The organism is Corynebacterium lizhenjunii, assembly GCF_011038655.2.
Classification (GTDB): Bacteria; Actinomycetota; Actinomycetes; order Mycobacteriales; family Mycobacteriaceae; genus Corynebacterium; species Corynebacterium lizhenjunii.
The window spans coordinates 1,390,854-1,416,974 of sequence record NZ_CP064954.1; the positions used below are offsets into that span (position 1 = coordinate 1,390,854).

Annotated in this window: 22 protein-coding genes and 7 tRNA genes; 3 read left to right on the forward strand and 26 right to left on the reverse strand. The window is 59.9% G+C overall.

Features of this window, described 5'->3' with window-relative positions; all coding sequences use genetic code 11:
* Positions 1–166 precede the first annotated feature (166 nt).
* Complete coding sequence (locus G7Y31_RS06445) at positions 167–1,693, forward strand: IS1634 family transposase (protein WP_425321658.1); 1,527 nt, start codon at positions 167–169, stop codon at positions 1,691–1,693.
* Positions 1,694–1,963: 270 nt separating this feature from the next.
* Here the strand turns inward: G7Y31_RS06445 and G7Y31_RS06450 are convergent, their stop codons facing one another.
* The 11 genes from G7Y31_RS06450 to G7Y31_RS06500 form a co-directional block, all read right to left on the reverse strand.
* Positions 1,964–4,258, reverse strand: a complete 2,295-nt coding sequence (locus G7Y31_RS06450) for a RelA/SpoT family protein (protein ID WP_165006255.1) — start codon at positions 4,256–4,258, stop codon at positions 1,964–1,966.
* Between the two features lie 94 nt (positions 4,259–4,352).
* Positions 4,353–4,907 (reverse strand): adenine phosphoribosyltransferase, encoded by a 555-nt coding sequence (locus G7Y31_RS06455; protein ID WP_165006258.1) that lies wholly within the window; start codon positions 4,905–4,907, stop codon positions 4,353–4,355.
* Between the two features lie 31 nt (positions 4,908–4,938).
* A complete protein-coding gene (locus tag G7Y31_RS06460; RefSeq protein WP_244977355.1) occupies positions 4,939–6,621 on the reverse strand; it encodes an ABC transporter substrate-binding protein in 1,683 nt (560 codons plus the stop codon).
* A gap of 90 nt (positions 6,622–6,711) precedes the next feature.
* Positions 6,712–7,875 carry a protein translocase subunit SecF gene (gene secF / locus G7Y31_RS06465; protein ID WP_165006261.1) on the reverse strand — a complete coding sequence of 388 codons (1,164 nt, stop codon included), beginning with the start codon at positions 7,873–7,875 and terminating at the stop codon, positions 6,712–6,714.
* A gap of 5 nt (positions 7,876–7,880) precedes the next feature.
* Positions 7,881–9,734 carry a protein translocase subunit SecD gene (gene secD / locus G7Y31_RS06470; RefSeq protein ID WP_165006264.1) on the reverse strand — a complete coding sequence of 618 codons (1,854 nt, stop codon included), beginning with the start codon at positions 9,732–9,734 and terminating at the stop codon, positions 7,881–7,883.
* A gap of 258 nt (positions 9,735–9,992) precedes the next feature.
* Positions 9,993–10,307, reverse strand: coding sequence for a preprotein translocase subunit YajC (gene yajC, locus G7Y31_RS06475; protein WP_165006267.1), 315 nt, complete (start codon positions 10,305–10,307; stop codon positions 9,993–9,995).
* Between the two features lie 19 nt (positions 10,308–10,326).
* A complete protein-coding gene (gene ruvB / locus G7Y31_RS06480; RefSeq protein ID WP_165006270.1) occupies positions 10,327–11,421 on the reverse strand; it encodes a Holliday junction branch migration DNA helicase RuvB in 1,095 nt (364 codons plus the stop codon).
* 31 nt (positions 11,422–11,452) lie between these two features.
* Positions 11,453–12,070, reverse strand: a complete 618-nt coding sequence (gene ruvA, locus G7Y31_RS06485) for a Holliday junction branch migration protein RuvA (RefSeq protein WP_165006273.1) — start codon at positions 12,068–12,070, stop codon at positions 11,453–11,455.
* A 56-nt stretch (positions 12,071–12,126) separates the two neighbouring features.
* Positions 12,127–12,648, reverse strand: coding sequence for a crossover junction endodeoxyribonuclease RuvC (gene ruvC, locus G7Y31_RS06490; protein ID WP_165006957.1), 522 nt, complete (start codon positions 12,646–12,648; stop codon positions 12,127–12,129).
* Positions 12,649–12,736: 88 nt separating this feature from the next.
* Positions 12,737–13,489, reverse strand: a complete 753-nt coding sequence (locus G7Y31_RS06495; protein WP_165006276.1) for a YebC/PmpR family DNA-binding transcriptional regulator — start codon at positions 13,487–13,489, stop codon at positions 12,737–12,739.
* Positions 13,490–13,627: 138 nt separating this feature from the next.
* Entirely contained in the window at positions 13,628–14,518 is an 891-nt protein-coding gene (locus tag G7Y31_RS06500) for an acyl-CoA thioesterase (protein ID WP_235923026.1), read from the reverse strand.
* A 194-nt stretch (positions 14,519–14,712) separates the two neighbouring features.
* On the opposite strand from G7Y31_RS06500, the gene G7Y31_RS06505 reads away from it, so the two are divergent.
* Positions 14,713–16,071, forward strand: a complete 1,359-nt coding sequence (locus tag G7Y31_RS06505) for a glycosyltransferase family 87 protein (protein ID WP_244977356.1) — start codon at positions 14,713–14,715, stop codon at positions 16,069–16,071.
* A gap of 6 nt (positions 16,072–16,077) precedes the next feature.
* On the opposite strand, the gene G7Y31_RS06510 is transcribed toward G7Y31_RS06505, so the two are convergent.
* The 15 genes from G7Y31_RS06510 to G7Y31_RS06580 form a co-directional block, all read right to left on the reverse strand.
* Positions 16,078–16,554: a hypothetical protein gene (locus tag G7Y31_RS06510; RefSeq protein ID WP_165006279.1), complete on the reverse strand. Its 477-nt coding sequence runs from the start codon at positions 16,552–16,554 to the stop codon at positions 16,078–16,080.
* Complete coding sequence (locus tag G7Y31_RS06515) at positions 16,554–17,747, reverse strand: glycosyltransferase family 4 protein (protein WP_165006282.1); 1,194 nt, start codon at positions 17,745–17,747, stop codon at positions 16,554–16,556. Before G7Y31_RS06515 ends, G7Y31_RS06510 begins: the two co-directional genes overlap by 1 nt.
* A gap of 5 nt (positions 17,748–17,752) precedes the next feature.
* Positions 17,753–18,658, reverse strand: a complete 906-nt coding sequence (locus tag G7Y31_RS06520; protein WP_165006285.1) for a phosphatidylinositol mannoside acyltransferase — start codon at positions 18,656–18,658, stop codon at positions 17,753–17,755.
* Positions 18,659–19,285 (reverse strand): phosphatidylinositol phosphate synthase, encoded by a 627-nt coding sequence (pgsA, locus tag G7Y31_RS06525; RefSeq protein ID WP_165006289.1) that lies wholly within the window; start codon positions 19,283–19,285, stop codon positions 18,659–18,661.
* Positions 19,278–19,874 (reverse strand): ATP adenylyltransferase, encoded by a 597-nt coding sequence (locus G7Y31_RS06530; protein WP_280527305.1) that lies wholly within the window; start codon positions 19,872–19,874, stop codon positions 19,278–19,280. The genes pgsA and G7Y31_RS06530 overlap by 8 nt, the downstream gene beginning before the upstream one ends.
* Positions 19,875–19,917: 43 nt before the next feature.
* A complete protein-coding gene (gene thrS / locus G7Y31_RS06535) occupies positions 19,918–21,981 on the reverse strand; it encodes a threonine--tRNA ligase (protein ID WP_165006292.1) in 2,064 nt (687 codons plus the stop codon).
* An 87-nt stretch (positions 21,982–22,068) separates the two neighbouring features.
* Entirely contained in the window at positions 22,069–23,319 is a 1,251-nt protein-coding gene (locus tag G7Y31_RS06540; RefSeq protein WP_165006296.1) for a Dyp-type peroxidase, read from the reverse strand.
* Positions 23,320–23,338: 19 nt separating this feature from the next.
* Positions 23,339–23,965, reverse strand: a complete 627-nt coding sequence (locus tag G7Y31_RS06545; protein ID WP_165006299.1) for a copper chaperone PCu(A)C — start codon at positions 23,963–23,965, stop codon at positions 23,339–23,341.
* Positions 23,966–23,979: 14 nt separating this feature from the next.
* Positions 23,980–24,555 (reverse strand): copper resistance CopC family protein, encoded by a 576-nt coding sequence (locus G7Y31_RS06550; RefSeq protein ID WP_165006302.1) that lies wholly within the window; start codon positions 24,553–24,555, stop codon positions 23,980–23,982.
* A 262-nt stretch (positions 24,556–24,817) separates the two neighbouring features.
* Positions 24,818–24,890, reverse strand: a tRNA-Gly gene (locus tag G7Y31_RS06555).
* 52 nt (positions 24,891–24,942) lie between these two features.
* Positions 24,943–25,014: transfer RNA gene (locus G7Y31_RS06560), tRNA-Val, on the reverse strand.
* A gap of 27 nt (positions 25,015–25,041) precedes the next feature.
* A tRNA-Cys gene (locus tag G7Y31_RS06565) sits at positions 25,042–25,112 on the reverse strand.
* Positions 25,113–25,147: 35 nt separating this feature from the next.
* Positions 25,148–25,220: transfer RNA gene (locus tag G7Y31_RS06570), tRNA-Gly, on the reverse strand.
* 52 nt (positions 25,221–25,272) lie between these two features.
* A tRNA-Val gene (locus G7Y31_RS06575) sits at positions 25,273–25,344 on the reverse strand.
* Positions 25,345–25,391: 47 nt separating this feature from the next.
* Positions 25,392–25,467: transfer RNA gene (locus tag G7Y31_RS06580), tRNA-Gly, on the reverse strand.
* Between the two features lie 425 nt (positions 25,468–25,892).
* Here G7Y31_RS06580 and G7Y31_RS06585 point away from each other — a divergent pair.
* Positions 25,893–25,964 (forward strand) — tRNA-Val (locus tag G7Y31_RS06585).
* Positions 25,965–26,121: the final 157 nt, after the last annotated feature.

The window sequence follows — 26,121 nt, forward strand, 5'->3', positions numbered from 1 at the left end:
GACTGCTAGCACCTCTAGCACGGAAGCCACGTATGTAACCTGACTTGGCTCATCAGGGTGTGATTAAATTAACCCTTGACACGTAGGCCTGCAGTTTTGGTCTTGCGGGGTCGGGTTTTTCCGCACTAAGGGGGTAGGGGGCGGGGTTGGTTGTAATGTGATTTTTGTGAGCCCGTATATTCGTACCGTTACCACCGCCTCAGGTGCTACTGCTGTGCAGGTGGTGTTAGAAGAACGTGCAGGTAAAAAGGCGATGAAGCATATCGGCTCTGCCCACGATGACTATGAGCTAGCGTTGTTGAAAGCTGAAGCTCAACGCGTGATTGATGGGGATCAACTCTGCCTCGATTTAGGGCTTGACGATAGGAATGCGCCTGCAGGTAGTGGGTCGAAAGACAATCCGTTACCGGTGAGTTCCCAAAAGGCTGGTGTCCTTTTAGAGTGCATTGACTCGTGCTACCAGCGGCTTGGATTTGATGTTGCCACTGGTGGCGACCAGGTTTTTGCCAATCTAGTTCGCGCGCGGATTATTCAGCCAGGTTCCAAGCTGGATTCGATTGAGACTTTGGCCGAAGTTGGCGTGGTAAGTGCCACTTATGCCACAATCAAACGGCATTTAGCCAGCTACGCTACAGAGTCATTTCGTGAGATTTTGTCTCAAGCCTTAGCTCGCCATGCTGGTATCGGTGCAGGAAGCTTCGTCTTATACGACGTGACCACGCTGTATTTCGAAACTGATACTCCAGATGACCTGCGTAAATCCGGCTTTTCGAAAGAACGCCGAGTCGAACCTCAAATCCTGGTAGGCCTGCTAACCGATGCCACGGGCTTCCCACTACATATCGGGGCCTATGAAGGCAACAAAGCCGAAACGCACACGTTGTTACCGATGATCCGGGCTTTTCAGTCTGCGTACAATCTCGACCGCGTCACGATTGTTGCTGATGCGGGCATGTTTTCAGCCGAGAACAAGACAGCTATCGTTGAGGCGGGGCTAGATTACATCCTTTCTACCAAAGTCCCCTCCCTGCCTGAGGTGATCACCCAGTGGAAACAGGAACATCCTGGCCAGGACTACACTCACGGGCAAATATGGTCCCAGCCTTCCTACACAGATCGACGCCATGCCACAACAGGCAAGCCGGATTCTGTTACTCACTTTCACTACTCCTACGATCGGGCTCGACGAACAGTGCGCGGCATCGACGAGCAGCTAGCCAAGGCTGCCCGAGCAGTAGAAGGCAAAGTAGCGATCAAACGTAATCGATACATAGATCTCAAAGCCCCAAATAAAAAGGTCAACTACGAACTGGCCACCAAACATAGGGCCTTAGCTGGGATTAAAGGCTACGAAACGACGCTCACATCGATGCCCGCACCCGAGGTGCTCCGCGCCTACAGACATCTGCTCAACATTGAAAAATCGTTCCGAATGTCAAAGTCCGATCTCAAAGCCCGCCCGATCTACGCGCGAACCGAAGACTCTATAAACGCCCACCTCAACATCGTCATGGCCGCTCTAGCAATCAGTCAGATGATGGAAACGGCCACAGGCAAAAGCATCAAACGCCTGGTACGAACCCTGAAAAAATACCGAACCTTCGAACTCAAACTCAACGGCACCACCATCCACGCCGCCACACCACTGCCCCCTGACGTCCAACAACTCCTCAACGCCATCACCCAAGCCTGACTTCCGCACTAAAATGAGCCAAGTCGGGCAAAACCCCTCCTCTGGGGATAACAATTGGCTCTCTCACCCCAATTGACTGCTAGCACCTCTAGCACGGAAGCCACGTATGTAACTTGGCGCACAGCCTACTGCGAAAAGCGAGTCACGTCAACAGGGCTGTGGGAAACTCTCGCTCGTCCTCGTCCACTATCCCTTTGACTTGTTAGCGGATAGCACACTCCCGCTACATTTCGGGCCCCAATACTACAACGCGTAGGCAAGACACTGCGCCTAGGAGGTAACACGGTAGACGTCAAAGACTCCCTCCGTGTTGCGCAAAGATGTCATCAGCTGGCCGAGCTGCTTGATGTCGGAGACAGAGAAGGTAAAGCGAATGACTGCGATGTTATCGTCGCCGCGATTGGAGGACATGTTTAACACGTTGAGCTTCTGATCGCTGAAAATGCGGGTGAGCTCAAACAGCAGCCCTTGGCGGTCGAGGGCTTCCAATTGCACGGTGGCGGCAAAGGCCCCGGTAGCGGTGCGGTTAGATGCCCACTCGACCTGGATCATCCGCTCTGGCTCCATGTGCAGCTTTTCGGCATTAGTGCAATCCACGCGGTGCACGGACACTCCACCGCCGCGAGTGACGAAGCCAAAGATTTCATCCCCCGGCACCGGCTGGCAGCACTTCGCCAACTTGGCCATGACGTCCGGGCTGCCCTCAACCAAAATGCCAGTGGCGGAGGCGGAGTCCGCAGTGGAGACCGTTCGGGTAGCCTCCAGCTCCGACAGGGAGGTACGTGATGCCAGGGCATCAACAGCATCATCCTGGTCCCCGAACAAGGCCATGAGTTGGTTGGCAACATGCTGGGCGGAAACATGGCCGGCCCCGATGGCGGTATAGAGAGCGTCCACATCTGCAAAATGCAGCTGCTGAGCTACCTGCTTCATTGACGTAGCCGTAAAGAGCCGGTGCATGGGCAGTCCGCCACGCTGCACCTCCGTAGCCAGGGCATCCCGCCCAGCTTCTAGGTGCTCCTCCCGGCGCTCCTTCGCAAACCACTGGCGTACCTTGGCCTTTGCCCGCGGAGAGACTAGGAATTCCTGCCAGTCCCGTGAGGGACCTGCGTTAGCATCCTTAGAGGTAAACACCTCCACCTTGTCGCCGGACTTCAACGTGGACTCCAACGCCACCAGCTTGCCATTGACCTTGGCGCCGATACAGCGATGGCCTACCTCCGTATGCACAGCATAGGCAAAATCCACCGGAGTGGACCCGGCAGGCAGGGTCACCACGTCGCCCTTGGGCGTGAAGGCGAAAATCTGCTGTGAAGTCAGGTCGTAGCGCAGCGAATCCAAAAACTCGTTGGGGTCTGCGGCTTCTTTCTGCCAGTCGAGCAGTTGGCGCATCCACGCCATCTGATCGACTTCTTCATTGCCCGCGGCGTTTCTACCCTTGGTCTCCTTATAGCGCCAGTGGGCGGCCACACCAAACTCCGCGTTGTAGTGCATCTCATGCGTACGCACCTGTACTTCCAGGGTCGCACCCCCTGCACCCAGCACGGTGGTATGCAGCGACTGGTAGACCCCGAAACGCGGCGCGGAGATGTAGTCCTTGAAGCGCCCCGGCAGCGCCGAATACAGCGAGTGCACCACGCCGATTGCCGCGTAGCAGCTATTGACATCATCGACCAAAATGCGGATGCCCACCAGATCAAAGATCTCTGCGAACTCGTGTCCGCGAACGATCATCTTTTGATAAATGGACCAGTAGTGCTTGGGCCTACCCAGGACCTCGGCCTCAATGCCGTTTTCTTTCAGGGCCGCGCCAACCTGCTCCTTGATTTCTTTAAGAGCCTTATCCCGCGAAGGGGCGCGGTCCGCGACCATCCGCACAATCTCGTCATATTTCTTGGGATACAAGATGGCAAAGGCCAAGTCCTCTAGTTCCCATTTCACGCTGGCCATGCCCAAGCGATGCGCCAAGGGGGCAATGACGTCTAGGGTTTGGCGGGCCTTCTTTGCCTGCTTCTCCGGCGGGAGGAAGCGCATGGTCCGCATATTGTGGAGGCGATCGGAGACCTTGATAACCAGGACACGAGGATCGGTGGCCATTGCCACGATCATTTTGCGGATAGTTTCTGCTTCAGCTGCAGCGCCCAGGGCCACCTTGTCCAACTTGGTCACCCCATCCACCAGACGGGCCACCTCTGGACCAAAGTCAGCGCTTAAGTCCTCCAGGGTATAATCAGTATCTTCCACCGTGTCATGCAGCAGCGCCGCCACGATAGTGGTGGTGTCCATACCAATTTCCGCCGCAATGGTAGCCACGGCTAGCGGGTGGGTGATGTATGGCTCCCCAGATTTGCGAAAGACGCCCTCATGCAAGCGCTCGGCCGTGGCATAAGCCCGGTCCAAAACGGCGACATCAGCGCGCGGGTGAAACTCCTTGTGGATGGCCAAGAGCGGATCCAACACCGGGTTTACTTTCACCCGTCCGCCGGTTAGAGACCGCGCCAAACGGGCAGACATACTACGCATGCCTTGCGTTGGGGTACGCTTCGGTGCTCGATCTGGGGACATCAGCGACTCTGCCTTTCCTACACGGGTCAACCTAGCAGGCGATCACGGCTGCGCAGGGCCACGACCACCACACTGGAACACAATGGAAAACAGTCTAGTCTGTGTCTGCCAACACAATAAGCGGGACCCCAGCTAAAGCCTCCCGCCCACCCAGACCAGGAACCTCAATAACCACCACATTGCCCACCACCTGGGCGCCGGCCTTCTCTAAGAGTAGGCGGGCACCGCGCAGCGTGCCCCCGGTAGCCAATACGTCATCGACCAAAGCGATCTTCTTGCCACGCAAAGAGTCAGCATCAGCCGGGATTTCCAGGGCTGCCTGCCCGTACTCCAGGCTATAGTCCTGGTGGAACACCGGTGGCGGCAGCTTGCCAGCCTTGCGAATAGCCAAAATGCCCAGACCCATCTTGTACGCCACAGCAGAGCCAAGCAGGAAGCCGCGGGCGTCCAAGCCCCCAATCATGTCTGCTTCCAACACTTCGCAGGCTGCAGCCAGGCCATCAACTATGGCTGAGAAGGAGGGGGCATCGGCAAGCACAGGGGTCAAGTCCTCAAACAGGACACCTGGAGCCGGGAAATCCGGTACCAAGCGGACCTTGGCGTCTAGGGCCGCCCGGGCAGCGGCGTAAGCGGAATCAGGTTGAGTCACAAGAAGTTCCTTCCACGAATTGGGCTAAGACTTACTGGGAACGAGCAGGAGCAGATTGCGCAGAGGGTGCCTGGCTGGAAACAGGCGTCCCAGCAGGGCCCTCGCGCCAGCGATCCATATTCCACCCGATGCCCGATACCCCGGTGTAGGCCACCACATTGGCCACGTTACGGTCATAGACGAACGTGCGCGGTTGCGCCGACAGCGGAATCGCCGGGACACTCTCCCACAACTCGTTTTCGGTCTTCTTGAGCTCATCGAGCAGGGCGATCCGGGCATCTGCCGTGGAGTACTCCGTCATCGGGTCTACCGCTCCCAAGAACGCATCAACGGTAGGAAGCCCCGTCTCCGGGTCCGACTCCAGGTAAGCCTTGGACATAAACTCCGCGCTAGCGTCTTCAATCTGAATGCCCAGAGGATCGCAGGTACTACGGATGGCCTCAACCATCGCAGCCAAGCGCGGGTTGGGTCCTAGGTAGCCAATGCGCACGGTACTGCCTTGCAGCGGGGCGGCGGCAGCGGCATCGACGCCGCGGTGGGCATCCGCAATCCCGGACAACCGCCTGGCAATCGGGTCATTGTGGGCCAAGGTGTGCAGATAGGTCGCGGGGACTTCTACCCCGGCGTGAGCGGAGGAAGCCTTAGCGACCTCGGCTTGGTCCACGCACGCCGCAAACGCGCGGCGCAACTCTGGCTGGGCAAATAGGCCGTCTTCGGACAAGGTGAGCGTGTCGCTGAGCTCGCCAACGGTAGAGACCACGTCAAAGGGGTTGTCCGCGGCATCTCGGTCCAACCATGCCGGTGGGGCCGCAGGAGCTTCGGCCACCCGCAAAGCACCGCTAGCGGCCAGCTCCCGGGAGTCCGCACTAACGGGCCAGACCACCAGCTTGTCCAGCGCGGCAGCATCGCCGTGATAATGCGGGTTGCGGGTGAGCACTACTTCTCCCGATGCCCCCACCTGCTCAATCACAAAGGGCCCGTAGGAAACCTGTAGCTGCGGGTCAAAATCCTCCAGCAAGAACCCATAGCGCCACACCTGCGCGATGGGTTCCACAGTGGCTGGGTCCCAGGTACGCAGGGCAGCCAGGAGTTCCTCCGGCTCCATCTCTACCTTGCGGGCAATGGCATGCGAAGGCAGGATGCTGCCCGCCCCAAACATGTGTCGCCAGCGCCCACCCCGGTCCTGCTTGAGCACCACTGTGAAATCCTTGGCACCAGATGCACACTGCACATCTTCTACGTCTGAGGCCAACAGCGGCATGGAAGAGCCAAAAATGGCAGGCATGGACCCGGCTGTATATGCGAGGACAAAGTCATCACAGGTTAGCGCAACACCATCAGAAAACGTTGCGTCCGGGGAAATCTCGTAGCGAATCTGGCGCAGGCCCTGCGCGGTAGGCTCAACCTCCTGAGCACGCACCAGGTCGGTATTGGGGATAATCTGGCCCTCTGGACCAGGGACAAAAGCCGCCGGGTAGAGCCGGGTAGCCAGCACCTGCGCATTGGCTGCCGCGCCGAAGGCACTACCCGCGTTAGTGCTGACCAATTGTGTTGCCACCTGGTAGCCAAAGTGCTCCATTGAGCCTGGCCCGCCGGGTGCGCCCTCACCTTCAGCGTCAGAATCTGCTGCAGTTGAACAGGCAGACAGACTCAACACCGTGGCGGCGCAGCACAGCGCCGCCACCCCCCGCCGAAGCGGCTGCACGCTCAACACGACTGTAGGACTCCTTTGCGGCTTAGACGACTATGGGTAAACCAGGTGCGTAAACGACCGGCTGCTCCCTGACGGTGAGCAGGCGTAAGGCTATTGGCCGGGACGCCAGGTTACAGAACGCTGCGGGGATGGTGCCTGCGTTGCGGGAGAAGAGGCATCGGCAGACTCGGTATCCCGGCTTGGCTTAGCTGCAGAAACCGAGGCAACTACGCGGCGGGCTGGTGCTGCACCTTCGCCAGCCTCCGCACTATCAGCCTGTTCGCGGTAAGCAGCTACCTCAGCGTTGTGTTCTTTAATCTTCTTCGTGCGATTAACAATGCTCACCAACAGCGGGGTGGCCAAGAACAGTGAGGAGAAGATGCCTTCGACGACGCCGATGAGCTGGATCAGCGCCAAATCGCGCAGCGTGCCTATGCCCATCAGCCAGACCGCCACCACAAAGAGCGCCAGAATAGGCAGGGCGGAGATGACCGAGGTGGAAATCGAGCGCATCACCGTTTGGTTCAGGGCCAAGTTGGCCTGCTCGGCGTAAGTGCGCTTGCGCTGGCCCAAGATGCCGGAGGTGTTTTCGTTAATCTTGTCGAAGACGATCACCGAGTCGTAAATCGAAAACGTCAGCACCGTCAGCAGGCCGATGATGACAGCCGGGGAGACCTCAAAACCAAACAGCGCGTAGATGCCTGCGATGATCACCGCGTCCACGATCAGGGCAAAGATGGCCGCGAACGCCATGTAGCGCTGCAAACGAATGGCCACGTAGATGGTTGCCACCACCAAAAAGACCAGCAGGGAGATGAGCATGCGCTCCGTAATGGACGAACCCCAGGACTCAGAAACGGTGGAAGAACCAATGGCATCCGGGGAAGGATTGCCCTGGGAATCTAGCGGCTGGTACTGCTCATAGATGGCGGCACGCGCGGCGTCTACCTGCGCCTTGGTCAGGTGCTGGGAGGTAATCTCCAGGGTTTCAGAGGCACCCGAGCCCACAATCTGCACCAACTCCGGCTCCACTCCCGTGGCCTCAGTGAAGGTCTCTTCCACCGACTCCGCCACCAAGTCACCGGCGGGCATATTCAGCTTGGTGCCGCCCTCGAAGTCAATGGAAAGGTTAAAGCCGCGCACCACCATGGCGATGATGGCAAAGGCCACCAGTGCCGCGCTGATGATGTACCAGGTCTTCGTCCGGCCGATGAAGTCGATGCCTTCGCCATCCGAATACAGCCGGTCAATGCGAGAAATCTTATTCTTTGCCATAGCGGTTAGTTCTCCTCTGCAGCCGCGGCGGAACGGTCCTCAGCCGGGCGGTCGGAAGCCAGAGCTTCCGATGCCGCACGGTCCGGGACAGTTTGAGCATAGTGGCCCTGCTGGCGGCGTTCTTCAACCAAGGCCATGATGCCGCCCAGGCCGTTATACGCCGGCTTAGCCCACACGGGCTTGCGGGCGACCAATTGCATGAGCGGGGCCATGACCAGGAAGGAAACCACCAGGTCAAAGAACGTGGTCAGACCCAGAGTGAAGGCAAAGCCCTTGACCTCGCCAATAGCCAGGACGTAGACAATAACAGAGCCTAACAGGGTCACCGCGTTACCGGTGATAATCGTCGAACGCGAACGCTCCCAGGCCTTGGTGGCTGCGGAGCGGAACGTGCGGCCATCCAGCAACTCATCCTTGATGCGCTCGTAGTACACCACGAAGGAGTCCGCCGTTGCGCCCACACCAATGACCAAACCAGCAATGCCGGACAAGTCCAGCGAGTAGCCAATCCAGCGTCCCAGCAGCACCAGCGTGCCGTAGGTCAATACCAGCGACGCCAACAGCGTCAGCAGGGAGATAAACGACAGGCCGCGGAAGAAGTACAGCGAATACAGCGCGATGAGCACAAAGCCCACCAGTCCCGCAATCAAGCCAGCCTCCAGAGCTGCCTTGCCCAGGGAAGGCGGCACAATGTCCGTGGTTCCGCCAGGCTCGCCGTTTTCACCCACAAAGGACAGCGGCAGGGCACCGTAGCGCAGGTTATTCGCCAGATTCTGCGCCTCTTCCTGCGTGAAGTCACCGGTAATAGAGGTAGCAGACCCATAAGGTGTCTGCCCCTGAATAACCGGCGCGGAAATCACATTCGAGTCCAGCGTGATGGCTACCTGCTGGCGCAGGTAATCCCGGGTCAAATCTGCCCAGGTCTGAGAGCCATTCGGGCCATTGCCCGTCTTGAATGCAAAGGAAATCTCCATCTGGCCGGTCTGGGGGTTCAGGCCACCAGTGATGGTGGAGTTGGTGTCAATTTCATTACCGGTCAGGCGGGTGCCATCTTGATCCTCAATGCCATTAAGCAGTGGGGATTCCTTCAAGATGTACGGGGTTGCCTTGGCATAGTCGCACGTAGCCAACGGCAAGGCCGGATCATCTGCACCCGACAGTGGGTCCGTCCCACTCTGGCAGGACAGCAAGGTCGAGGCCGCCACCAGGGTTGTCATGTCCGTAGACTGGCGGTCCTTGAGCAACATGGCGGTGACTTCCTCCCGCCGGGCAGCCTCCTCCAGGGAATTAGCTGGCTCTGGTAGGGGCTTGACATCCACCGTGGCCGCCTTGGTCTCGGTGCCGCTTTGGGTGAGCGTGCGGGCCACTTCCTCCAGGGAAGAGTTAGCCTCCTCCGGGGTGATCACGCCGTACTTCACCCAGCGCTGCGCCATTTCCTGAACTTCAGCGTTGAGCTTGGTGGGGTCCGGCATGGGCTGGGCATCGACCGGGCGGAAGAGCAGCTTGGAGGTCTGGCCCACTGCCTGAGCCTGGGAGGCGTCCTCCCCCGGCACCGTAATAACCAGGGTATTTCCATTGGTGACCACCTCAGCACCGGAAACGCCCATGCCGTTGACGCGCTGTTCCAAAATCTGCCGCGCCTGCGCCAGCTGCTCGCTGGTGGGCTCCCCACCCTGCGGTACCAGGGTGACACGCGTTCCGCCTTGGAGGTCAATACCTAACTTGGCAGCCGGGGACTTAGACCCGGTAAAGAAAACTAGCGCGTAGATGACAGCCACGATCAGTACAAAGAGAGCCAAGGCTCGTTTGGGCCACGTTCGGCTGCGGTTTGATACCGCGCCTCGTTGAGATGTAGTCAAGGAATAAACCCTTCTTGGACAGCTTCCACTGATATTCGCAGCGGCTAAGACCACGGGACATACGGTGAGCCCGCGCCTGCCGCACAGACACGATCCATCATCGTACCGCCCCGGCTAACGCGAAAGTAAAAAGCACCTAAGAAAGCCGCCGCACTGTGATCAGTGCAACGGCTGAAATGTTCACGCTGGCTAGAAATCTGGCGGGGAAGCCTGGCCAAAAAGCCTGGCAGAAAGTCTGGCAGCCTATCCTTCCCGGTCTTACAGATCTTCCCGATGCCCCTCCGGACGCCCTGGATCTTCAGCCTCGGCGGCCTGGGCTTCCTCTTCAGGGCGGATGATGGCCGTGCGCTCCACCGTAGCGACTACGCCGGGGGCAATCTCGAGCTGTGCGCACAGAGTATCCAACCCCACAACGGTGGCGTGGAAACCCCCTGCGGTGACCACGCGCTGTCCCGGGTGCAGGCTGGCTTGGAAGTCAAGGACCTTCTTTTGTGCGGCGCGCTGTTTGCGCATGAGGAAGAAGTAGGGCAGGAACAAAACGGCCAGAATGGCGATAAGTATTAATCCGTCCATAGCTAACCAGTGTGCCAGATTAGAACAGCCCTTGCCCGATGGTACCTTCCGGCGGCGTCAAGCCCAGGTGCTGCCAGGCACTTGCGGTGGCCACGCGCCCGCGACCGGTACGCGCGACCATCCCGGCACGCACCAGGTAGGGCTCGCAGACCTCTTCCACGGTAGATGGCTCCTCCCCCACGGCAACCGCGAGGGTGTTCACGCCCACGGGCCCACCGCCGTGGCCCACCACCAGGGCGTGAAGCACCTCCCGGTCCAGACGGTCTAAGCCGCGCTCATCAACGTCAAAGACCTCCAACGCCCCTTGGGCTGCCTGCAGGTCAATGTGGCCATTTCCCATCACATCTGCGTAGTCGCGCACACGGCGCAGCAAACGGTTGGCAATACGCGGGGTTCCACGCGATCGCGAGCCGATTTCTACTGCGGCGTCGTCATCAATGTCCACATCCAAAATCCGGGCCGCCCGGGTAATCACCCTGGTCAAGTCCTCCGTTCCATAAAACTCCATCTGCGCGGTAAACCCAAAGCGGTCGCGCAACGGGCCCGTCAGCATACCCGCCCGGGTGGTCGCCCCCACTAGTGTAAACGGCGGGATATCCAACGGAATGGAGGTAGCTCCCGGGCCTTTGCCCACGATGACATCAATGCGGAAATCCTCCATAGCCATGTAGAGCATCTCCTCTGCTGGACGGGCAATGCGGTGAATCTCATCAATAAAGAGCACATCGCCTTCCATCAGATTCGACAGCATGGCCGCCAAATCCCCCGCACGCTCCAGCGCCGGACCAGAAGTCATACGCAAAGACGTCCCTAGTTCCTGGGCAATGATCATCGCCATCGTGGTCTTACCCAGCCCCGGCGGACCAGACAACAGCACGTGGTCCGGGGTTACTCCGCGATTCTTCGCCCCCGTTAGCACCAGGGAAAGCTGTTCACGCACCTTGGGTTGGCCAATGAACTCCTGCAAAGACTTCGGCCGCAGCGCACGTTCTACTTCCTGCTCCCCTGCCAGCGCGCTCGCATCCACATCCGCGTTTCGCTCAATACCGGCAGGCTTGTGGGCAGGCGCCAGCCCATCCGGTACGGAAAACTCCGTCTTTTCAATATCGCTCATCTGCTCATCCCTGGATTGTTTTCTGCGCTTATTACTTCCTGCGTCCCAGCTCCACGAGCGCACTCCGCAAGATTACGGAGGTCTCCGCCTCGGGTTGCGCCTCCACCAGGCTGCTTACTGTGGCGCGCACCGCCTTGTCGGTAAAGCCCAAGCCCACCAGGGCTTCCACCACCTGCTCCACCACGGTGCTAGCCCCGGCAGGAGCAACACCGGGCGTAACGGGGGCATCAGCAGACTCTGCAGGGGCAAAGGGCGCGACCTTGTCCTTGAGCTCCAAAGCCATGCGCTCCGCCATCTTCTTCCCAACACCGGGGATGGTTTGTAGAGTCTTGACCTCCCCGGCCACAATAGCTGCGGCCAGGTCTGCGGCCCGGAATACCGACAGCGCCGCCACCGCCAGCTTGGCGCCCATCCCAGTCACGGTCTGCAGGATGTGGAACATTGCGCGGTCATCGTCGCTGCTAAACCCGAACAAGGTCATGGAATCTTCCTTGACCACCAGGCTGGTGAGCACCCGGGCTTCCTCCCCACGGCGCAGCGTAGCCAAAGTTGCTGGAGTAGCCAAGAACCGGTAGCCCACCCCCGCGCACTCAATCACGGCGTGGTCCAGTCCAATTGATACAACGTCTCCGCGCAAAGAAGCAATCATGGTTTTCCTTCAAGGGGTAATAAATATCTCTAGTCCCGTGGACCTTCCTAGCCACCTTAGTTCCGCGGCGCATTATGCGCAGTACCCGGCCCCATCCGGGCCAAGAAGGGAGCGCGCCAGCAGTGGCAGACGGCCAAGGCTAGGGCGTCGGCGGCATCGGCAGGCTTTGGGGCCTCGCTTAGACCCAGAATCCGAGTAATCATGGCCGTCATCTGCTTTTTATCCGCACGCCCATTGCCAGAGATGGCTTTCTTTACCTCCGAGGGGGTGTAGTTATGCACCGGAATGCCCCTCTGGGCTGCGGCCAACATGAGCACCCCCACAGCGTGTGCGGTATTCATCACCGTGGAGACATTGCCGCGTTCAAAAACCCGCTCAATGGCCACCACATCCGGCTGGTAGTCATCCATCCACTCATTGACCGCCACGGAAAGCCGCCGCAGCCGCTCAGGAACAGGGACTTCGGCCGGAGTACGCACCACCCCCACCGCGATGGGAATGACGCCCCGACCCTTGCCAGCTTGCACCACCGACAGCCCGCACCGGGTCAGGCCTGGGTCTATGCCCATTACCCGCATGCCAGTAATAGCCGTGCTCACCGCGCCCTCCGAACTTTCCGATGCCCCGCCGCGCCACCTGGCAGCCACAGGTGGCGGTGGCTGCGTGCTAGGCGTCTAGCTGTGCCAGGACCTCATCGGAGAGATCCATGTTGGTGTAGACATTTTGCACATCATCGGAGTCTTCCAGGGCGTCGATGAGCCGGAAGATCTTCTTGGCATCGTCTACGCCCAGGGCGACCTCCACGGAGGCACGGAAATCAGTCTCCGAATCATCGACCTCAATTCCTGCCTCGCCCAAAGCCTCCCGCACCGCCGGAAGATCCGTCGGGGCGCACACGACCTCAAACTTCTCCCCCAAGTCTTTGACTTCCTCAGCACCGGCATCGAGCACAGCCATCAGGACGTCATCCTCCGTCAAGTCTGCTTTGGCTACGAGCACCACACCGGTGCGGGAGAACATGTATGCCACAGAGCCGGACTCACCTAGGTTACCCCCATTTTTCGACATAGCGGTGCGCACGTCCGTGGCGGCGCGGTTGCGGTTATCCGTCAGACACTCAATCAGCATGGCCACGCCATTGGGGCCGTAGCCTTCGTACATGATGGTCTCCCAGTCAGCGCCACCGGCTTCCTCACCGGACCCACGCTTGCGGGCGCGCTCGATGTTGTCGTTGGGTACCGAGGCCTTCTTGGCCTTGCGGATCATGTCATCTAGCGTCGGGTTTGCGGAAGGGTCACCACCGCCAGTGCGCGCTGCAACTTCAATGTTCTTAATAAGCTTGGCAAATTCCTTACCACGCTTAGCGTCGTTGGCAGCCTTCTTGTGCTTGGTAGTAGCCCATTTTGAGTGGCCGGACATGGTCCTTACCCTTTCCATCGGAAATTTTTACCGCTGCCAGTATACGGACTTCACCCGCCCAGCGCTCCACCAGCCCCGCCAATATCACTAGCGCGGCTGAGGCGCTAGTGCAGGTGAGGCGCTAGTGCAGGTGAGGCGCTAGTGCAGGTGCCGAATAAGCCCCTCCTGGGCCACGGTGGCCAGCAGGTGCCCGTTCGCGTTATAGACTGCGCCGCGGGTAAGCCCCGTGCCCTCCCCGGCTGCTGGGGAGTCTTGGGAATAGAGCATCCATTCATTAATGCGCACGGGCCTGTGAAACCAGATGGTGTGATCCAGGCTGGCCATCTGCACCTTGGGGTCCTCGTGGCCAATGAGCGCGGTGCGAATAATGGTCATGTCTGCCATGTAAGCCAGCCCGGCGCGGTGGAAGGCCTCATCGTCTCTATACACTGCTAGATCGGCGGTGTTGCGGAACCAGATATTGCGCTGGACGGCTCCGTCTTTTTCCCTGCTGCGGCCATCGCGGGGTTGGGGGCGGATGTCCCATTGGGACCAGTCACCGATGACCAGGCGGGTGTTGGCGTGGGCGGCATCGACTGGTGCCAGGGTTTCTGGGTCATCAACGTCCGGCATGCGGTCTTGGTGGGCGGGGCCACTATCCCCGGGGTGGTGGAAACTGGCCAGCAACACGTATTTGAGGTCCTTTTTGTGGCCTGTGCCTTGGTAGGCGCGGACTTCTTGGTGGTTGAAGGATCGCCCGGCGCGCAGTTGGCTCACGTGGAGCTCCAGCGGTTGGGTAGAGTCTGCGGGGCCCACAAAGTAGCTGTGGAAGGAATGCACCTGGGGCAGGTTGGCTGGGGCGTCGGTGGGGTGCGTTGCGGGGGTATCGGCAAGCTGGGCAGCAACCGCCAGCTGGGCTGCGCGCAGGGACTGGCTGGCCACCTGGCCGCCAAAGGTCCGCGGGATGACGGAGTCAATCTGCGGCCCGTGGTAGACCCCGGGGCGCTGCGGGTCCGGAATGACGGTGAGGACTTCTTCTATCAGTTGCACGTTCAGACGGTTCCTTTGGCGTTCGCTACGTGGTAGGGGTTGCCAAGTAGTATATGGATAATGACTCCTTACACGTTGCACCGCGGTGCCGCCTGGCCGGAAATGTTTACTTGGGCGCTGCCGGTTTTTCCGTTTGTTCCGCAGTCCTGTGGTCCGAGGGCTGCACTAACGCCAGAGTGCAGGGGAGTTTTTTAATGTCTATGTCTGGCATGAGCCCCGTGTCTGCTGGTTCCCCCTCCTGCCCTCCTAGCATTGGCGAGCGAGGTTCCCGGGTGCGTGAAGTGCTGGCCATGGGGTTGTGCTCTACTCCGGCGGTGTGGTCTGCCTGGGTGGTCTCCCGGCTGTTTTTAGCCTGGCTGATCCTGGTTGAGCGCGGTCCCATTGGGGACGTGATGTATTACTTCCTGGGGGTCTATGGTGATGACCCGACGGCGATGACGGAATACCCCTGGTTCGGGGCGTGGCCCAGCGAGCTGCTAGCCCGGTTTATTGGGGAGCATATGCAGGCCTACATCATTGCGTTTGTGGTGATGATTATGCTTGCCGATGCCGTCTTTTTCTCCCTGTTACTGCGCCGCCCTGTGCGCTGGCGTACTGGTGCTGCTTGGTGGTGGGTGTGCTTTGGGGCTGCGACTGGCCACGTGTTTATTCTGCGTCTGGATCTCTTCCCGGCGGTGGCTGTGGGCGGGGCGGTCTGGGCCTTCTTCGCAGTGCCTTTGTGGGCGGGGGTGTTTTTGGGGGCAGCAACCATGATGAAGCTGTGGCCAGGGGTGCTGGCGGTAAGTTTGGTGGGCCGGTGGGGCTCGCGGCAAACCTGGCAGCGCTTGGTGGCTTTCTTGGCCACCATGGCAGCACTGTGCCTGGTGGCCATTGTGGTTGCGGGCCCGCAGCGGCTGCTCTCCCCACTGGACTATCAAACGGTGCGCGGGCTACAGGTGGAATCCGTCGCGGCTACCTGGGCGATGGTGCAGCACTGGAACGATCCGCAACAGTGGGTGACCTCCTATGCGCAGTCGAAGAGTTTTGAAGTCACTGGCCCGGGGGTGGATACGGCCTTGGCGGTGTCTTCGTGGGCCATGATCGCGGTGGTCCTCACCGCGGTGCTGTGGGCGCTGGTGCGCACCCGCAATGGCCAGTGGACGCCGCATGCCGCGACGGCGATTGTGCTGTTTTTGATTGCTGGCCTGCTGCTGGCGAACAAGGTCTTTTCTACCCAGTACATCGTGTGGGTGGGTCCCATGCTGGCGGTGGCGCTAACTCGGGATGGGTGGACCCGCGGCCAAAGGCGGTTGCTGTGGGCCTGTGCAGGCGTGGCGCTGGTGTGTGCCGGGCTGGGAATGCAGATTTACCCGTTTGGTTATGCCCAGTTGATGATGGGTGCCCCGCAGGGCCCTGGCTCTGTGTTCCCCATTGTGGCACTGGTGCTGCGCAATGTGCTGATCGTGATGCTCACTTTGCTCAGCGCCGCCCTGGTGTATTCCACCTTGCGTACCCCGGCGCCACATGGGTCCTCGCCAGATTCTCAAACGACACCGCTTCGCGTAAACAACTAGGCGGGGTTAGGCCTGCGCTTGCTCGCGTAAGTCACTGAGCTCAAAGAACTCCGGCAGGGGTGCCGTGCCCCCCAGTCGTAGTACTCGGACAGCCGGTCGCAGGCGCAGCGCTCGGGTATCGGCCACGGCCTCGTTGTAGAAACGATGGGCAATGCGCACGCGCGTATCAGCCTCCACCAGCCGGGGTGGATAGCTGACAAAGGCGTGCTTCATTGCCTGTGCAAGCTCGCGTTCCTTCAGCGATCGCGCCGCGAAGTGGCCCTGGACTATGTGGGATTCTTCAGCAGCGCGCGCGGGGACTTCCAGGCGAACATCCAAGGCTGCGGCTACGGCAGCGCGCCGGTCCAGCGCAGCCTCCAGCGCTGCCAGGGCTGAGTCCACTCGAATATGCAAGCGGTTAAGCCGGGTGGCCGTAAAGTACGCCCAGGCGGCCACCGCGAGGACCACGAGCACCAATACGAGGGCTATAAATGAAAACTCCATCACTTCCCCCGCCCTAGGCGCTGGCCCGTGCGGCCAGAGTGAGGCTTCCTGGTGGGTCTGCCCAGGCGCACGCCCGAACCGTCATCGACAGTTTCATAGACCCGGAGCACCGCAGTCGCGACATTGTCCCAGTCGTAAGTCTGCGCTCGCGCAATACCGGCTTGAACCAGCGCATGGCGCTGAGCAGGATTATCAATAAGCTGGCGCAACTTAAGAGCCAAGTCCGCGCTATCCCCAGTGGCAAAAAGCAAGCCGGCTGGAGGGGTGCCGTCGGCGGCATCGACATTGCACACCGCAGCGAACGCCTCCAGGTCTGAGGCCAACACGGCAGCACCAGCGGCCATGGCTTCCACCAAGACAATGCCAAAGCTCTCACCGCCAGTGTTGGGTGCGACGTAAATATCCGCCCGGCCCAAAATGCGGGCCTTCTCCGCGTCACTTACCCGGCCCACAAAATCCACCCCAGGCACATTGCGCGCGCTGCCTCCCCCCATGACGGTCACCCGCATCTCCCGCTCGGTCAATTCCACCGCCTTGAGCAAAATGTCAAGCCCCTTGCGGGGCTCATCTAGGCGACCCAAAAAGACGATCTCCACCGGTTGATCCCGGTCAGGCTCGGAATGCCCAGTGTCGCCTGGACGTCCGACTGACTCCTGGCGTGCGGCCGCATACACGGAGGTATCTACCCCATTGGGAATCAGGATCGGGTCCCCTCCCAGCTGTTCTACTTGCCAGCGCCGAGCCATCTCTGAGACTGCAATGCCACCGCGGACCTTCTCTAGCAGTGGCGACAAGAAAGGCTTGGCCGCCCGCAGAGCCCGCGAGTGTGACGCAGAGGCGTGGTAGGTAGCCACAATCGGGCCGGTGGCTACATGCAGCGCAGCCATGGAATAGCTAGGCGAATTCGGCTCGTGAATATGCAACACATCAAAATTGCCTTCCTGGATGAACTCGCGCGTGCGCGCCAACACCCCCGGCCCAACCGCCAAGCGGGCAACAGATCCGTTGTAGCTAATCGGAATCGACCCGCCTCCTTTGACCACAAAGCTGGGCAAAGAAGTCTCCGCAGCTGCTGGGCCCAACACCTGCACGCTATGGCCCCGCTCCAACAACACCGTGGCCAAGTCAAGAATATGGGCCTGAACGCCACCGGGCTCATCGAAGGAATACGGGCACACCAGTCCAATGCGCATGAAATCTAGGCTCCACTCTTGCCGCGGCGCGGATCCAGGTCCGCGGACCACACCTTCTGCAGCATGTGCCAGTCCTCCGGGTGCGCGGCAATGTTCGCCGCAAAGCCGTCCGCAATGCGTTGCGTGGTGGACTCGACCGAATCCACCTCCACAGGAGCAGACACCTTCATACCCCAGCCATCCGGCGCAAACCATAAGTGCACCACGTGAAGGGCTGCCCCAGTACGTGCCGCCAATACCGCTGGCCCGGCTGCGAAATGGGCTGGCTCCCCAAAGAACTCCACCGGGACCCCGCTGCGCGTCAGATCGCGCTCTGCCAACAGCGCTACCACACCACCTGCGCGCAATCTATACTCCAGGTGCGCAAAAGGACTGTGCCCACCCGTCAGGGCCACCACGTCAAACCCTAAGTCTTGGCGGTAACGCACAAAGGCTTCAAAGAGGGATTCCGGCCGCAGCCTTTCCGCCACGGTAGAAAAGGTACCCTGGTGGCCCACTAAAAAGACCCCAGCCATATCCCAGTTGCCAGAGTGCGGCAGCGCTAAAATTACGCCCTTGCCCTGGGCTAGCGAGCGATCCAGGTGCTCCAAGCCCTCCACGCTCCCTAAAAGTTGGGCATACAAGGTGGGATCCGCGTGCATGGAGGGAAGCCGGAAGGCCTCGCACCAGTAGCGCATATAGGAACGCAAGGAATCCCGCACCAGTGTTCGGGTGACGTTTTCCGGCCCCACTACACGAGCCAAATTGCGGCGCAACTGCTCTGGTCCCTTGCCGCCGTGGGATACCACATCGGCAGCAACCCGGAACAGCCCGTGAGCTAGGGGCCGCGGTAACCAGCGCACTACCGCCCATCCGGCGCGGTAGGCCAGAGAGACCAAAATCTGCTTATCAAAAGCCGCCCGCAGCCCCATCTAGACGTCTTCCCTGAAACGGGCTGGGGTGTCTTGGCGCTGTGCCAGCAACAAACGTTGGGCTACCGTAAACGCAGAGCCCACCACCAGGACCCACAGTGCGACCTCTATGGCCCAGGGCACCCCAAAGCCCTCCAAGCCAATACCCACCAAGCCAATAATCAGCCGTTCTGGGCGCTCGACCAATCCGCCCACCATGTCAAAACCGGAAGCCTCGCCTCTAGCCTTGACATAAGAAATAACCTGGGAAAACACCAGCACCGCCAAGCAAGCAGCCACCGTCGCAGGGTGGGCGTTGTCGACGTAGACCAACCACATCGCTATAGCCGCAAACAATGCGCCGTCGGTAATCCGATCACAGGTGGCATCCAATGTCGCACCAAAACGCGAACCACCAGTAGTCATTCGCGCCATGGTTCCATCGAGCATGTCAAAGGCGGCAAAGAGCCCGGAGAGCACGGCGGCGGCCACCAGATGGTCCAGAGGAATCAACACCACCGCAATCGCCACCGTGACCACCGTGCCAATTACCGTCACCGCATTCGGGGTCAAACCCAGCTTCAAAAAACAGCGGGCAACCGGCTCTACCACCACCGCAGCCGGCTTGCGGCCATGCACGCTAAGCACGGGCCACCCCCGGGATTTCGGCGGCATCGGCAAGCTCTTGCCACGCAGCAGCCAGCAGCGAACGGGTATCCTGCAACAACTGCGGCAACACCTTGACGCCATCAACGATGGTCATAAAATTCGAATCCCCATTCCAGCGCGGCACGATATGCATATGCAAGTGGGCAGAGACAGACCCGCCAGACGAACGGCCCAGGTTAAACCCAGCATTGACCGCATCCGGCCCAGAGACCCGCTTGAGCACCCGGATAGCCGCCTGCGCAAACGCAAAGAGCTCGTGAGATTCTTCGGACGTTAAGTTCTCCAGCTCGGACTCCTGACGGTAAGGCACCACCATCATGTGCCCTGCGTTATAGGGGTACAAGTTGAGCACGCAATACACCCACTGGCCGCGGGCAACGATGAGGCCTTCTTCATCGCTAAGCTGCGGAATCTCCACGAAGGGATTCCGGGCTGAGGCCGGAACGTCAGCCTTGCCACCCTCACGGGTGATGTAGCTCATGCGATAGGGCGCCCACAGCCGCTCCAAGCGGTCTGGCACCCCTACGCCCTGGTCCACGTAGGTGGGCTTGTCCGTACGTTCCGTCACGTCTGCACAGTCAGTTTTCTCTGCCACCGTTGGCGCTTCCTTCCTACCGCAGTGCGGAGATACTTTCCGCGCTCGGGGCACTATTGTCGCGGGAGCGAATCCAGCGCTCAATAATGTCCACTGCCTCTACCACCGGCACTCCGTTGACCTGTGTGCCATCAAGGAAGCGGAAAGACACTGCCCCCGCCTCCACATCACGCGCACCGGCCAGCAGCATAAACGGAACCTTGCCGGTGGTGTGGTTGCGGATCTTCTTTTGCATCCGGTCATCAGAAGTATCCACATCCGCCCGGATTCCGCGCTCGCGCAACTGGGCTGCCACGGCCTCCAGGTGGGGGGCAAAGTCGTCCGCCACCGGAATGCCCACCACCTGGTGGGGGGCCAGCCATGCCGGGAAAGCGCCAGCGTAGTGCTCCAGCAGGACTCCGAAGAAGCGCTCAATGGAACCAAAGAGCGCGCGGTGAATCATAATTGGGCGCTGCTTGGATCCGTCGGAAGCGGTATATTCCAGCTCAAAGCGCTCCGGCAAGTTGAAATCCAGCTGAACCGTAGACATCTGCCACGTACGCCCAATGGCGTCGCGCGCCTGCACAGAGATCTTAGGACCATAGAAAGCCGCACCGGCCGGGTCCGGGACCAACTCCAGTCCAGACTTCTGCGCTACCGCTTGCAGCGTTTGGGTGGAGCGCTCCCAAATCTCATCCGACCCCACATACTTATTCGGATCCTTGGTAGACAACTCGAGGTAGAAATCGTTCAACCCGTAATCTTTCAGCAAGGAGATGATGAAATCGAGGACCTTAGTCAACTCCTCTTCCAACTGCTCCGGGGTGCAGTAGATATGGGAGTCATCCTGGGTAAAACCGCGAGCGCGAGTCAGTCCATGGACCACACCGGACTTCTCATAGCGATACACCGTGCCAAACTCAAACAGGCGCAGCGGCAGCTCGCGATAAGAACGACCCCGGGAGGCAAAGATCAAGTTGTGCATGGGGCAGTTCATGGGCTTGGCGTAGTAGTCCTGCGGCTGCTTCACGCAGTTGCCTTCCGCGTCGTACTCGCCGTCGAGCTCCATGGGCGGGAACATGCCATCCGCATAGAAATCCAGGTGTCCAGATTTCTTAAACAGCGCCCCCTTGGTGATGTGCGGGGTAGAGACAAAGGAATACCCATCCGCGATGTGGCGCCGGCGGGAGTGCTCTTCCATCTCCATGCGCACAATGGCCCCATTGGGGTGAAAGACCGGGAAGCCAGAACCAATCTCTTCTGGGAAAGAGAACAAATCCAGTTCTTGTCCCAGACGACGGTGGTCGCGCTTTTCGGCCTCTTCAATCAAGTGCTGGTAGGCCTCCAGGGCCTCCTTCGACTCGAACGCCGTGCCATAAATACGCTGCAAGCCAGCCTTGGACTGATCCCCGCGCCAGTACGCGGCAGACGAGCGCGTCAGCGCAAACGCCGGAATGTACTTCGTGGTAGGCAGGTGCGGCCCGCGGCACAAATCAAACCACTCCACCTCCCCGGTGCGCGGATTGACGTTATCGTAATACGTCAGCTCGCCTGCACCGACTTCAGTGGCCTCATCAGAGTCTGGGTCCACGTTGCCCTTATCTTGGATAAGCTCCAGCTTGAAGGGCTCGTGGGCCAGCGCCTGCGCGGCTTCCTCCGGGGAGGAATATACGCCGCGGGCAAACTTCTGGCCCTGCTTGATAATTTTCTTCATCCGCTTCTCAATGGCCTTCAAAGCCTCCGGCGTAAACGGCTGCTCCGTTTGGAAGTCATAGTAGAAGCCATTATCAATAGCGGGACCAATGCCCAGCTTGGTGCCGGGAAACTCTGCCTGCACGGCCTGCGCCAGCACATGCGCTGCAGAGTGGCGGATAACCGCGCGCCCTTGCTCCTCGCACGCAGACACGGGAGTAAAGACGGTATCCTCCTGCGGAGTATGGGACAAATCAAAAAGCTTGCCCTCCTGGTCACGAACGACCACGATGGCTTCCGGGCCCTTGTTCGGAAGCTCCAGCTCCCGCATCGCCTGCCCCACTGTGGTGCCAGCCGGAACGGTGAAGGGCTGGTGATTCATCGGTACCGCGGGGATGAGTTCCGCCATGACTAGTTGCGCTCCTTTGCGCTCACGCAGAGCCGGCATACCTGGCCGATCCTGCTTAATCCAACATAGACTTCGACCAGCATACCCCTAGAGCAAGTGCTCCCCCCAACTGGTATCACGCGAGGTTCCTGCTGGTACGTAATACATCGAAGAACCAATGTGGGTGGTCCAGGTATTGAGCTGGTCGGCATCATTTAGGCGCTGTTGAATGGGTTCAAACTGTGAGCGCGGGTCCTGCTGGAAGCAAATAAACACCAAGCCCGCGTTGCTCAGCTGCCCACTAGCCCGGGTAAATTCATCCGGCGCCAGGTCATAGTTATATGGCCTGCGCAAAAGCTTTTGCTCCGGGGCTTGCGCCGGTGGGTGAGCCAGCGCCACGTGCGAGGTGGGGTCTATGGCCCGCAAACCAAAGCGGTCGCGTGCCTCTAAGTCCACCGGGTCAAACTCTCCCTCCGCCCCCAGCGGAGCGCCTTCAACCAAATCGCGGCCTACAGAGACCTCCCGCGCAGTGCGGTCCAGCTCCTCCCACGTATCCAGGTTCATGGCAATACGCCGCACCACCATCGCAGTGCCACCTGCAAAACGCCCGTGGGGAATCCACACTTGCTGCGCAAACTCCTCCGGGCTGCGCGGATTGACCGTGCCATCCTTTTGCCCAAAGAGGTTGCGCGGCGTAGCGCCTTTCTCCAGCGCCCCGTAAGCATTGAGGAAGCCCTGTTGCACCCAAGCCACAGCCGCATAAGCCTTAGCCGCACGCACCATATGACGCATGGCGTGCGCGGTAGTCACGGCGTCATCACCACAAATCTGCAACACGACATCCGTTTGTCCCCACTCCGGGCGCAGCTGGTCTAAAGAAAACTCCTTGACCGGCCCCAACCATTCGGGGGCGTCAATTCCTGCTGCGTGGAAGAATCCTTCTCCCCATCCGCAGGTGATGGTCAAGTTCGCCGGAATGCGCACCATCTCCGGCTCCAGACTGCCCAACGGCGCCTCCGCTGTACACAACGCCCGCGCATCCTCTGTCCACAGGCGCATCAGGTTGCGCGCCTCCCGCTGCCCAGCAGTAGGCAAGAGGTTGAAACCCACCAAATTTAGGTGGGCTTGGGAGGCAGTGTCTACTCCCGCTTGGTGCTGTCCGTCAAAGGGCACAATGGCTCCAGCAAGCTGTGCTGGGGAACCAGAAGACGGTGCGGGGGCGGGGGCATCGGCAGACTCTGCAGCCCCATTACCACCTGCCTGCCTCCGTGCCCCCTCAGCGCTGCACCCAGCTGCCAGGGCGCCCACCCCCAGTGCCGAACCTGCCAACACCGTACGGCGGTTAACCCGTTGAGCCATTGTCCAGCGCCTCCTTTAGCTAGTGCTTGTGATCGGCGTGCCCGTGATCGCCGTGACCGTGATCGCCGTGGTGCATGTCGTCATAGCCCTCGGCACCAGCGCCCATGTCGCGCACGGGCACCTCGCCGATTTCAATGCTCTGGCCATCTGCAGTCACCAGAGTCAGCGTGACGGTCTCCCCCGCCATCACCGGCTCCTTGACTCCCATCAGCATAAAGTGCAGCCCGCCCGGTTTCAGCTCCACGGACTCGCCTGCCGCCAGGTGCAGACCGCCGTTGAGCTCCTGCATCACGCCGTCGACAACCTCATGGATTTGCGTCATCTCCGCATCCACGCTGGTGCGCACCGCAGTAATGGTCACGTCCTCATCAGTACCGTTGTGCAGCTGCCCAAACACTGCCGTCATGTCAGAGCCTGGCTCCATCGCGCGCACCACAGCGCCATGCATGTGCACATCACCGTGGGCATGGGCGTGCTCACTGGAGGTTGCCGGGGCACTCGAGCTTGCCGATGCCTCTGTGCTCACCGCAGCCGAAGCCTCCGGGGTTTGCGAAGCCTCATTGAGGCTATCGCCCTGGCTACAAGCTGCCAGCGCCAGACCGGCACATACCAGAGTAGAGACTGCAAAAAGACGATTATTCAGCATGAAAGCTGCCTTTCTTAGTTGTTCTTACGGCCACGAGCCACGAGCAGAATAATGACTGCCAGCACCGCAGCAATACCGCCCAGGCCAATGGCTAATTTTGCTGGCAGGGACAGGCCGTCTAGTTCTTGGGCGGCCGGGTTTTGCGCTGCGGGGTCAGCTGTTCCGGGTGTTGTTGTTCCACTGGCTGACTCCTGCGCATCCGTGGCCGCGGCCCCGGCTACGCTAAACGGCACTGAGCCCTTGGTGGGGTGCCCATCAGACGAGGTAATGGAGAAACCCACCTGGTAGTTTCCGGGACCCGGCTGAATATCAGCCGGGACTTCCACGCGCAGTTCTCGCTGGTCCACCGTGGGGGTGGCGTCAAAAAGAATCTCGCCGGAATCTACGTCACTGACAGCGAATGTGTTGAAGTCTTCCCGGGGAGTCCCGGAAAACTCCAACACAATTTCCCTGGGGAATTCCTGCAACGGGGCGTCCTGCATAACATTGCCGCCGATCACTGCATCATGCGCCGCTGCTATAGGGGCACACATGCATGCCACCCCCACCGCAGCAACAAAGGACAGACGGGTACGACGAACAATGCTCATACAGGCTCCTACTATTACGCTCCAAGCCCCGGGGTTTCCCGGTGCCATACATTTATCTGCTCATAATAACCCGCGCACAGCGTCCGCCTGGGCAGAAGCATTCGCGCGGGTTATGACAGTAGTCGCTGGCCAGCTGGGGGAAGTTCCGCTTAGAGCCAAAGCATGAGACACATCACTTAAGTAAGGGGCTCCGCACGCCACACGACGCGGGGCCCGAACACGAAGAGGGCGTTCACATCAACCGTGAACGCCCTCTTATTTGAGCGGATGACGAGACTCGAACTCGCGACCCTCACCTTGGCAAGGTGATGCGCTACCAACTGCGCTACATCCGCATTCAACAGCCAAACTGACTGCATCACGGAAACACTAGCATGTGCTTCCTTGTGCGCGATACTGGGATTGAACCAGTGACCTCTTCCGTGTCAGGGAAGCGCTCTCCCGCTGAGCTAATCGCGCTCACGCACTATGACGTGCGTTTACTTGAGGTGGAAACGGGAATCGAACCCGTGTGCACGGTTTTGCAGACCGTTGCCTCACCACTCGGCCATTCCACCGCGGCGTACCGCCTCAGTCGGCACCGGAGTACCAGAGCGGATGACGAGACTCGAACTCGCGACCCTCACCTTGGCAAGGTGATGCGCTACCAACTGCGCTACATCCGCATTCGAAAACCAGGCCCGGTTTCCTAGGAGCACACTACAGCATGTTCCCTAGTGCGCGATACTGGGATTGAACCAGTGACCTCTTCCGTGTCAGGGAAGCGCTCTCCCGCTGAGCTAATCGCGCGGGCTACAAGCATAAACTTGCAAGAAAGACTCTCCGAAGAGAAGTCTTGGAGCGGATGACGAGACTCGAACTCGCGACCCTCACCTTGGCAAGGTGATGCGCTACCAACTGCGCTACATCCGCATTGCCCTACAATTCGCCTACCGCCTATCTCGACGTAACGTTCAGGCAAACCGTGGTGCGAGAGAAAACACTATATCCTTTACCCACTGGAGACAAATCGCCCGCTCACAGCCGTTTCCACCACCGCCCACCCAAAGCACCCTCACCCACCACACTCAGACCCGCCCCCTCAAACCCACCACACCCAGACCCGCCACAGCCCTGGCCACACCGACAACAGTCTCAATCCCCTTCCGCCATGGCTGGTCCCGCATGGCACACCCTTCAACCACCGGCGCCGCCAAACCCTGCCATGGGGCACCCAACCCGCGACCTTTACCCGGACAATTTTGCCCAATACCCAGGGGATTAGCTCTCACGCCACGCGCGTGCTACATTGATTCACGCACTCAGAGAGCGTCGTCCGCTTTCAGAATGCACCTCCAGGTTCTATAGCTCAGTGGGAGAGCGTTCCGTTCACACCGGAAAGGTCGCTGGTTCAATCCCAGCTAGGACCACGTTGATAACACCCCGGCTACCAGTGTTTTTGCTGGTGTCGGGGTGTTTTTGACTTTTCGGCTTTCCGCCGTTTTAAGTCGTTTTAAGCCGGTTTCAGTGGTTTTTGTCGTGGGATTGTCGTGGAATTTGGGCCAGCACCCAGCCCTCCCATTCACG

Excerpts from the sequence above, each read along its gene's own strand:
- ruvC (WP_165006957.1), bottom strand. The coding sequence starts at position 12,648 with ATGCGGGTAATGGGCATAGACCCAGGCCTGACCCGGTGCGGGCTGTCG.
- ruvA (WP_165006273.1), bottom strand. The coding sequence starts at position 12,070 with ATGATTGCTTCTTTGCGCGGAGACGTTGTATCAATTGGACTGGACCAC.
- G7Y31_RS06510 (WP_165006279.1), bottom strand. The coding sequence starts at position 16,554 with ATGGAGTTTTCATTTATAGCCCTCGTATTGGTGCTCGTGGTCCTCGCG.
- thrS (WP_165006292.1), bottom strand. The coding sequence starts at position 21,981 with ATGGCGGAACTCATCCCCGCGGTACCGATGAATCACCAGCCCTTCACC.
- G7Y31_RS06495 (WP_165006276.1), bottom strand. The coding sequence starts at position 13,489 with ATGTCCGGCCACTCAAAATGGGCTACTACCAAGCACAAGAAGGCTGCC.
- G7Y31_RS06450 (WP_165006255.1), bottom strand. The coding sequence starts at position 4,258 with ATGTCCCCAGATCGAGCACCGAAGCGTACCCCAACGCAAGGCATGCGT.
- G7Y31_RS06515 (WP_165006282.1), bottom strand. The coding sequence starts at position 17,747 with ATGCGCATTGGACTGGTGTGCCCGTATTCCTTCGATGAGCCCGGTGGC.
- G7Y31_RS06550 (WP_165006302.1), bottom strand. The coding sequence starts at position 24,555 with ATGAGCATTGTTCGTCGTACCCGTCTGTCCTTTGTTGCTGCGGTGGGG.
- ruvB (WP_165006270.1), bottom strand. The coding sequence starts at position 11,421 with ATGAGCGATATTGAAAAGACGGAGTTTTCCGTACCGGATGGGCTGGCG.
- secF (WP_165006261.1), bottom strand. The coding sequence starts at position 7,875 with ATGGCAAAGAATAAGATTTCTCGCATTGACCGGCTGTATTCGGATGGC.
- G7Y31_RS06540 (WP_165006296.1), bottom strand. The coding sequence starts at position 23,319 with ATGGCTCAACGGGTTAACCGCCGTACGGTGTTGGCAGGTTCGGCACTG.
- yajC (WP_165006267.1), bottom strand. The coding sequence starts at position 10,307 with ATGGACGGATTAATACTTATCGCCATTCTGGCCGTTTTGTTCCTGCCC.
- G7Y31_RS06520 (WP_165006285.1), bottom strand. The coding sequence starts at position 18,658 with ATGGGGCTGCGGGCGGCTTTTGATAAGCAGATTTTGGTCTCTCTGGCC.
- G7Y31_RS06545 (WP_165006299.1), bottom strand. The coding sequence starts at position 23,965 with ATGCTGAATAATCGTCTTTTTGCAGTCTCTACTCTGGTATGTGCCGGT.
- G7Y31_RS06505 (WP_244977356.1), top strand. The coding sequence starts at position 14,713 with ATGTCTATGTCTGGCATGAGCCCCGTGTCTGCTGGTTCCCCCTCCTGC.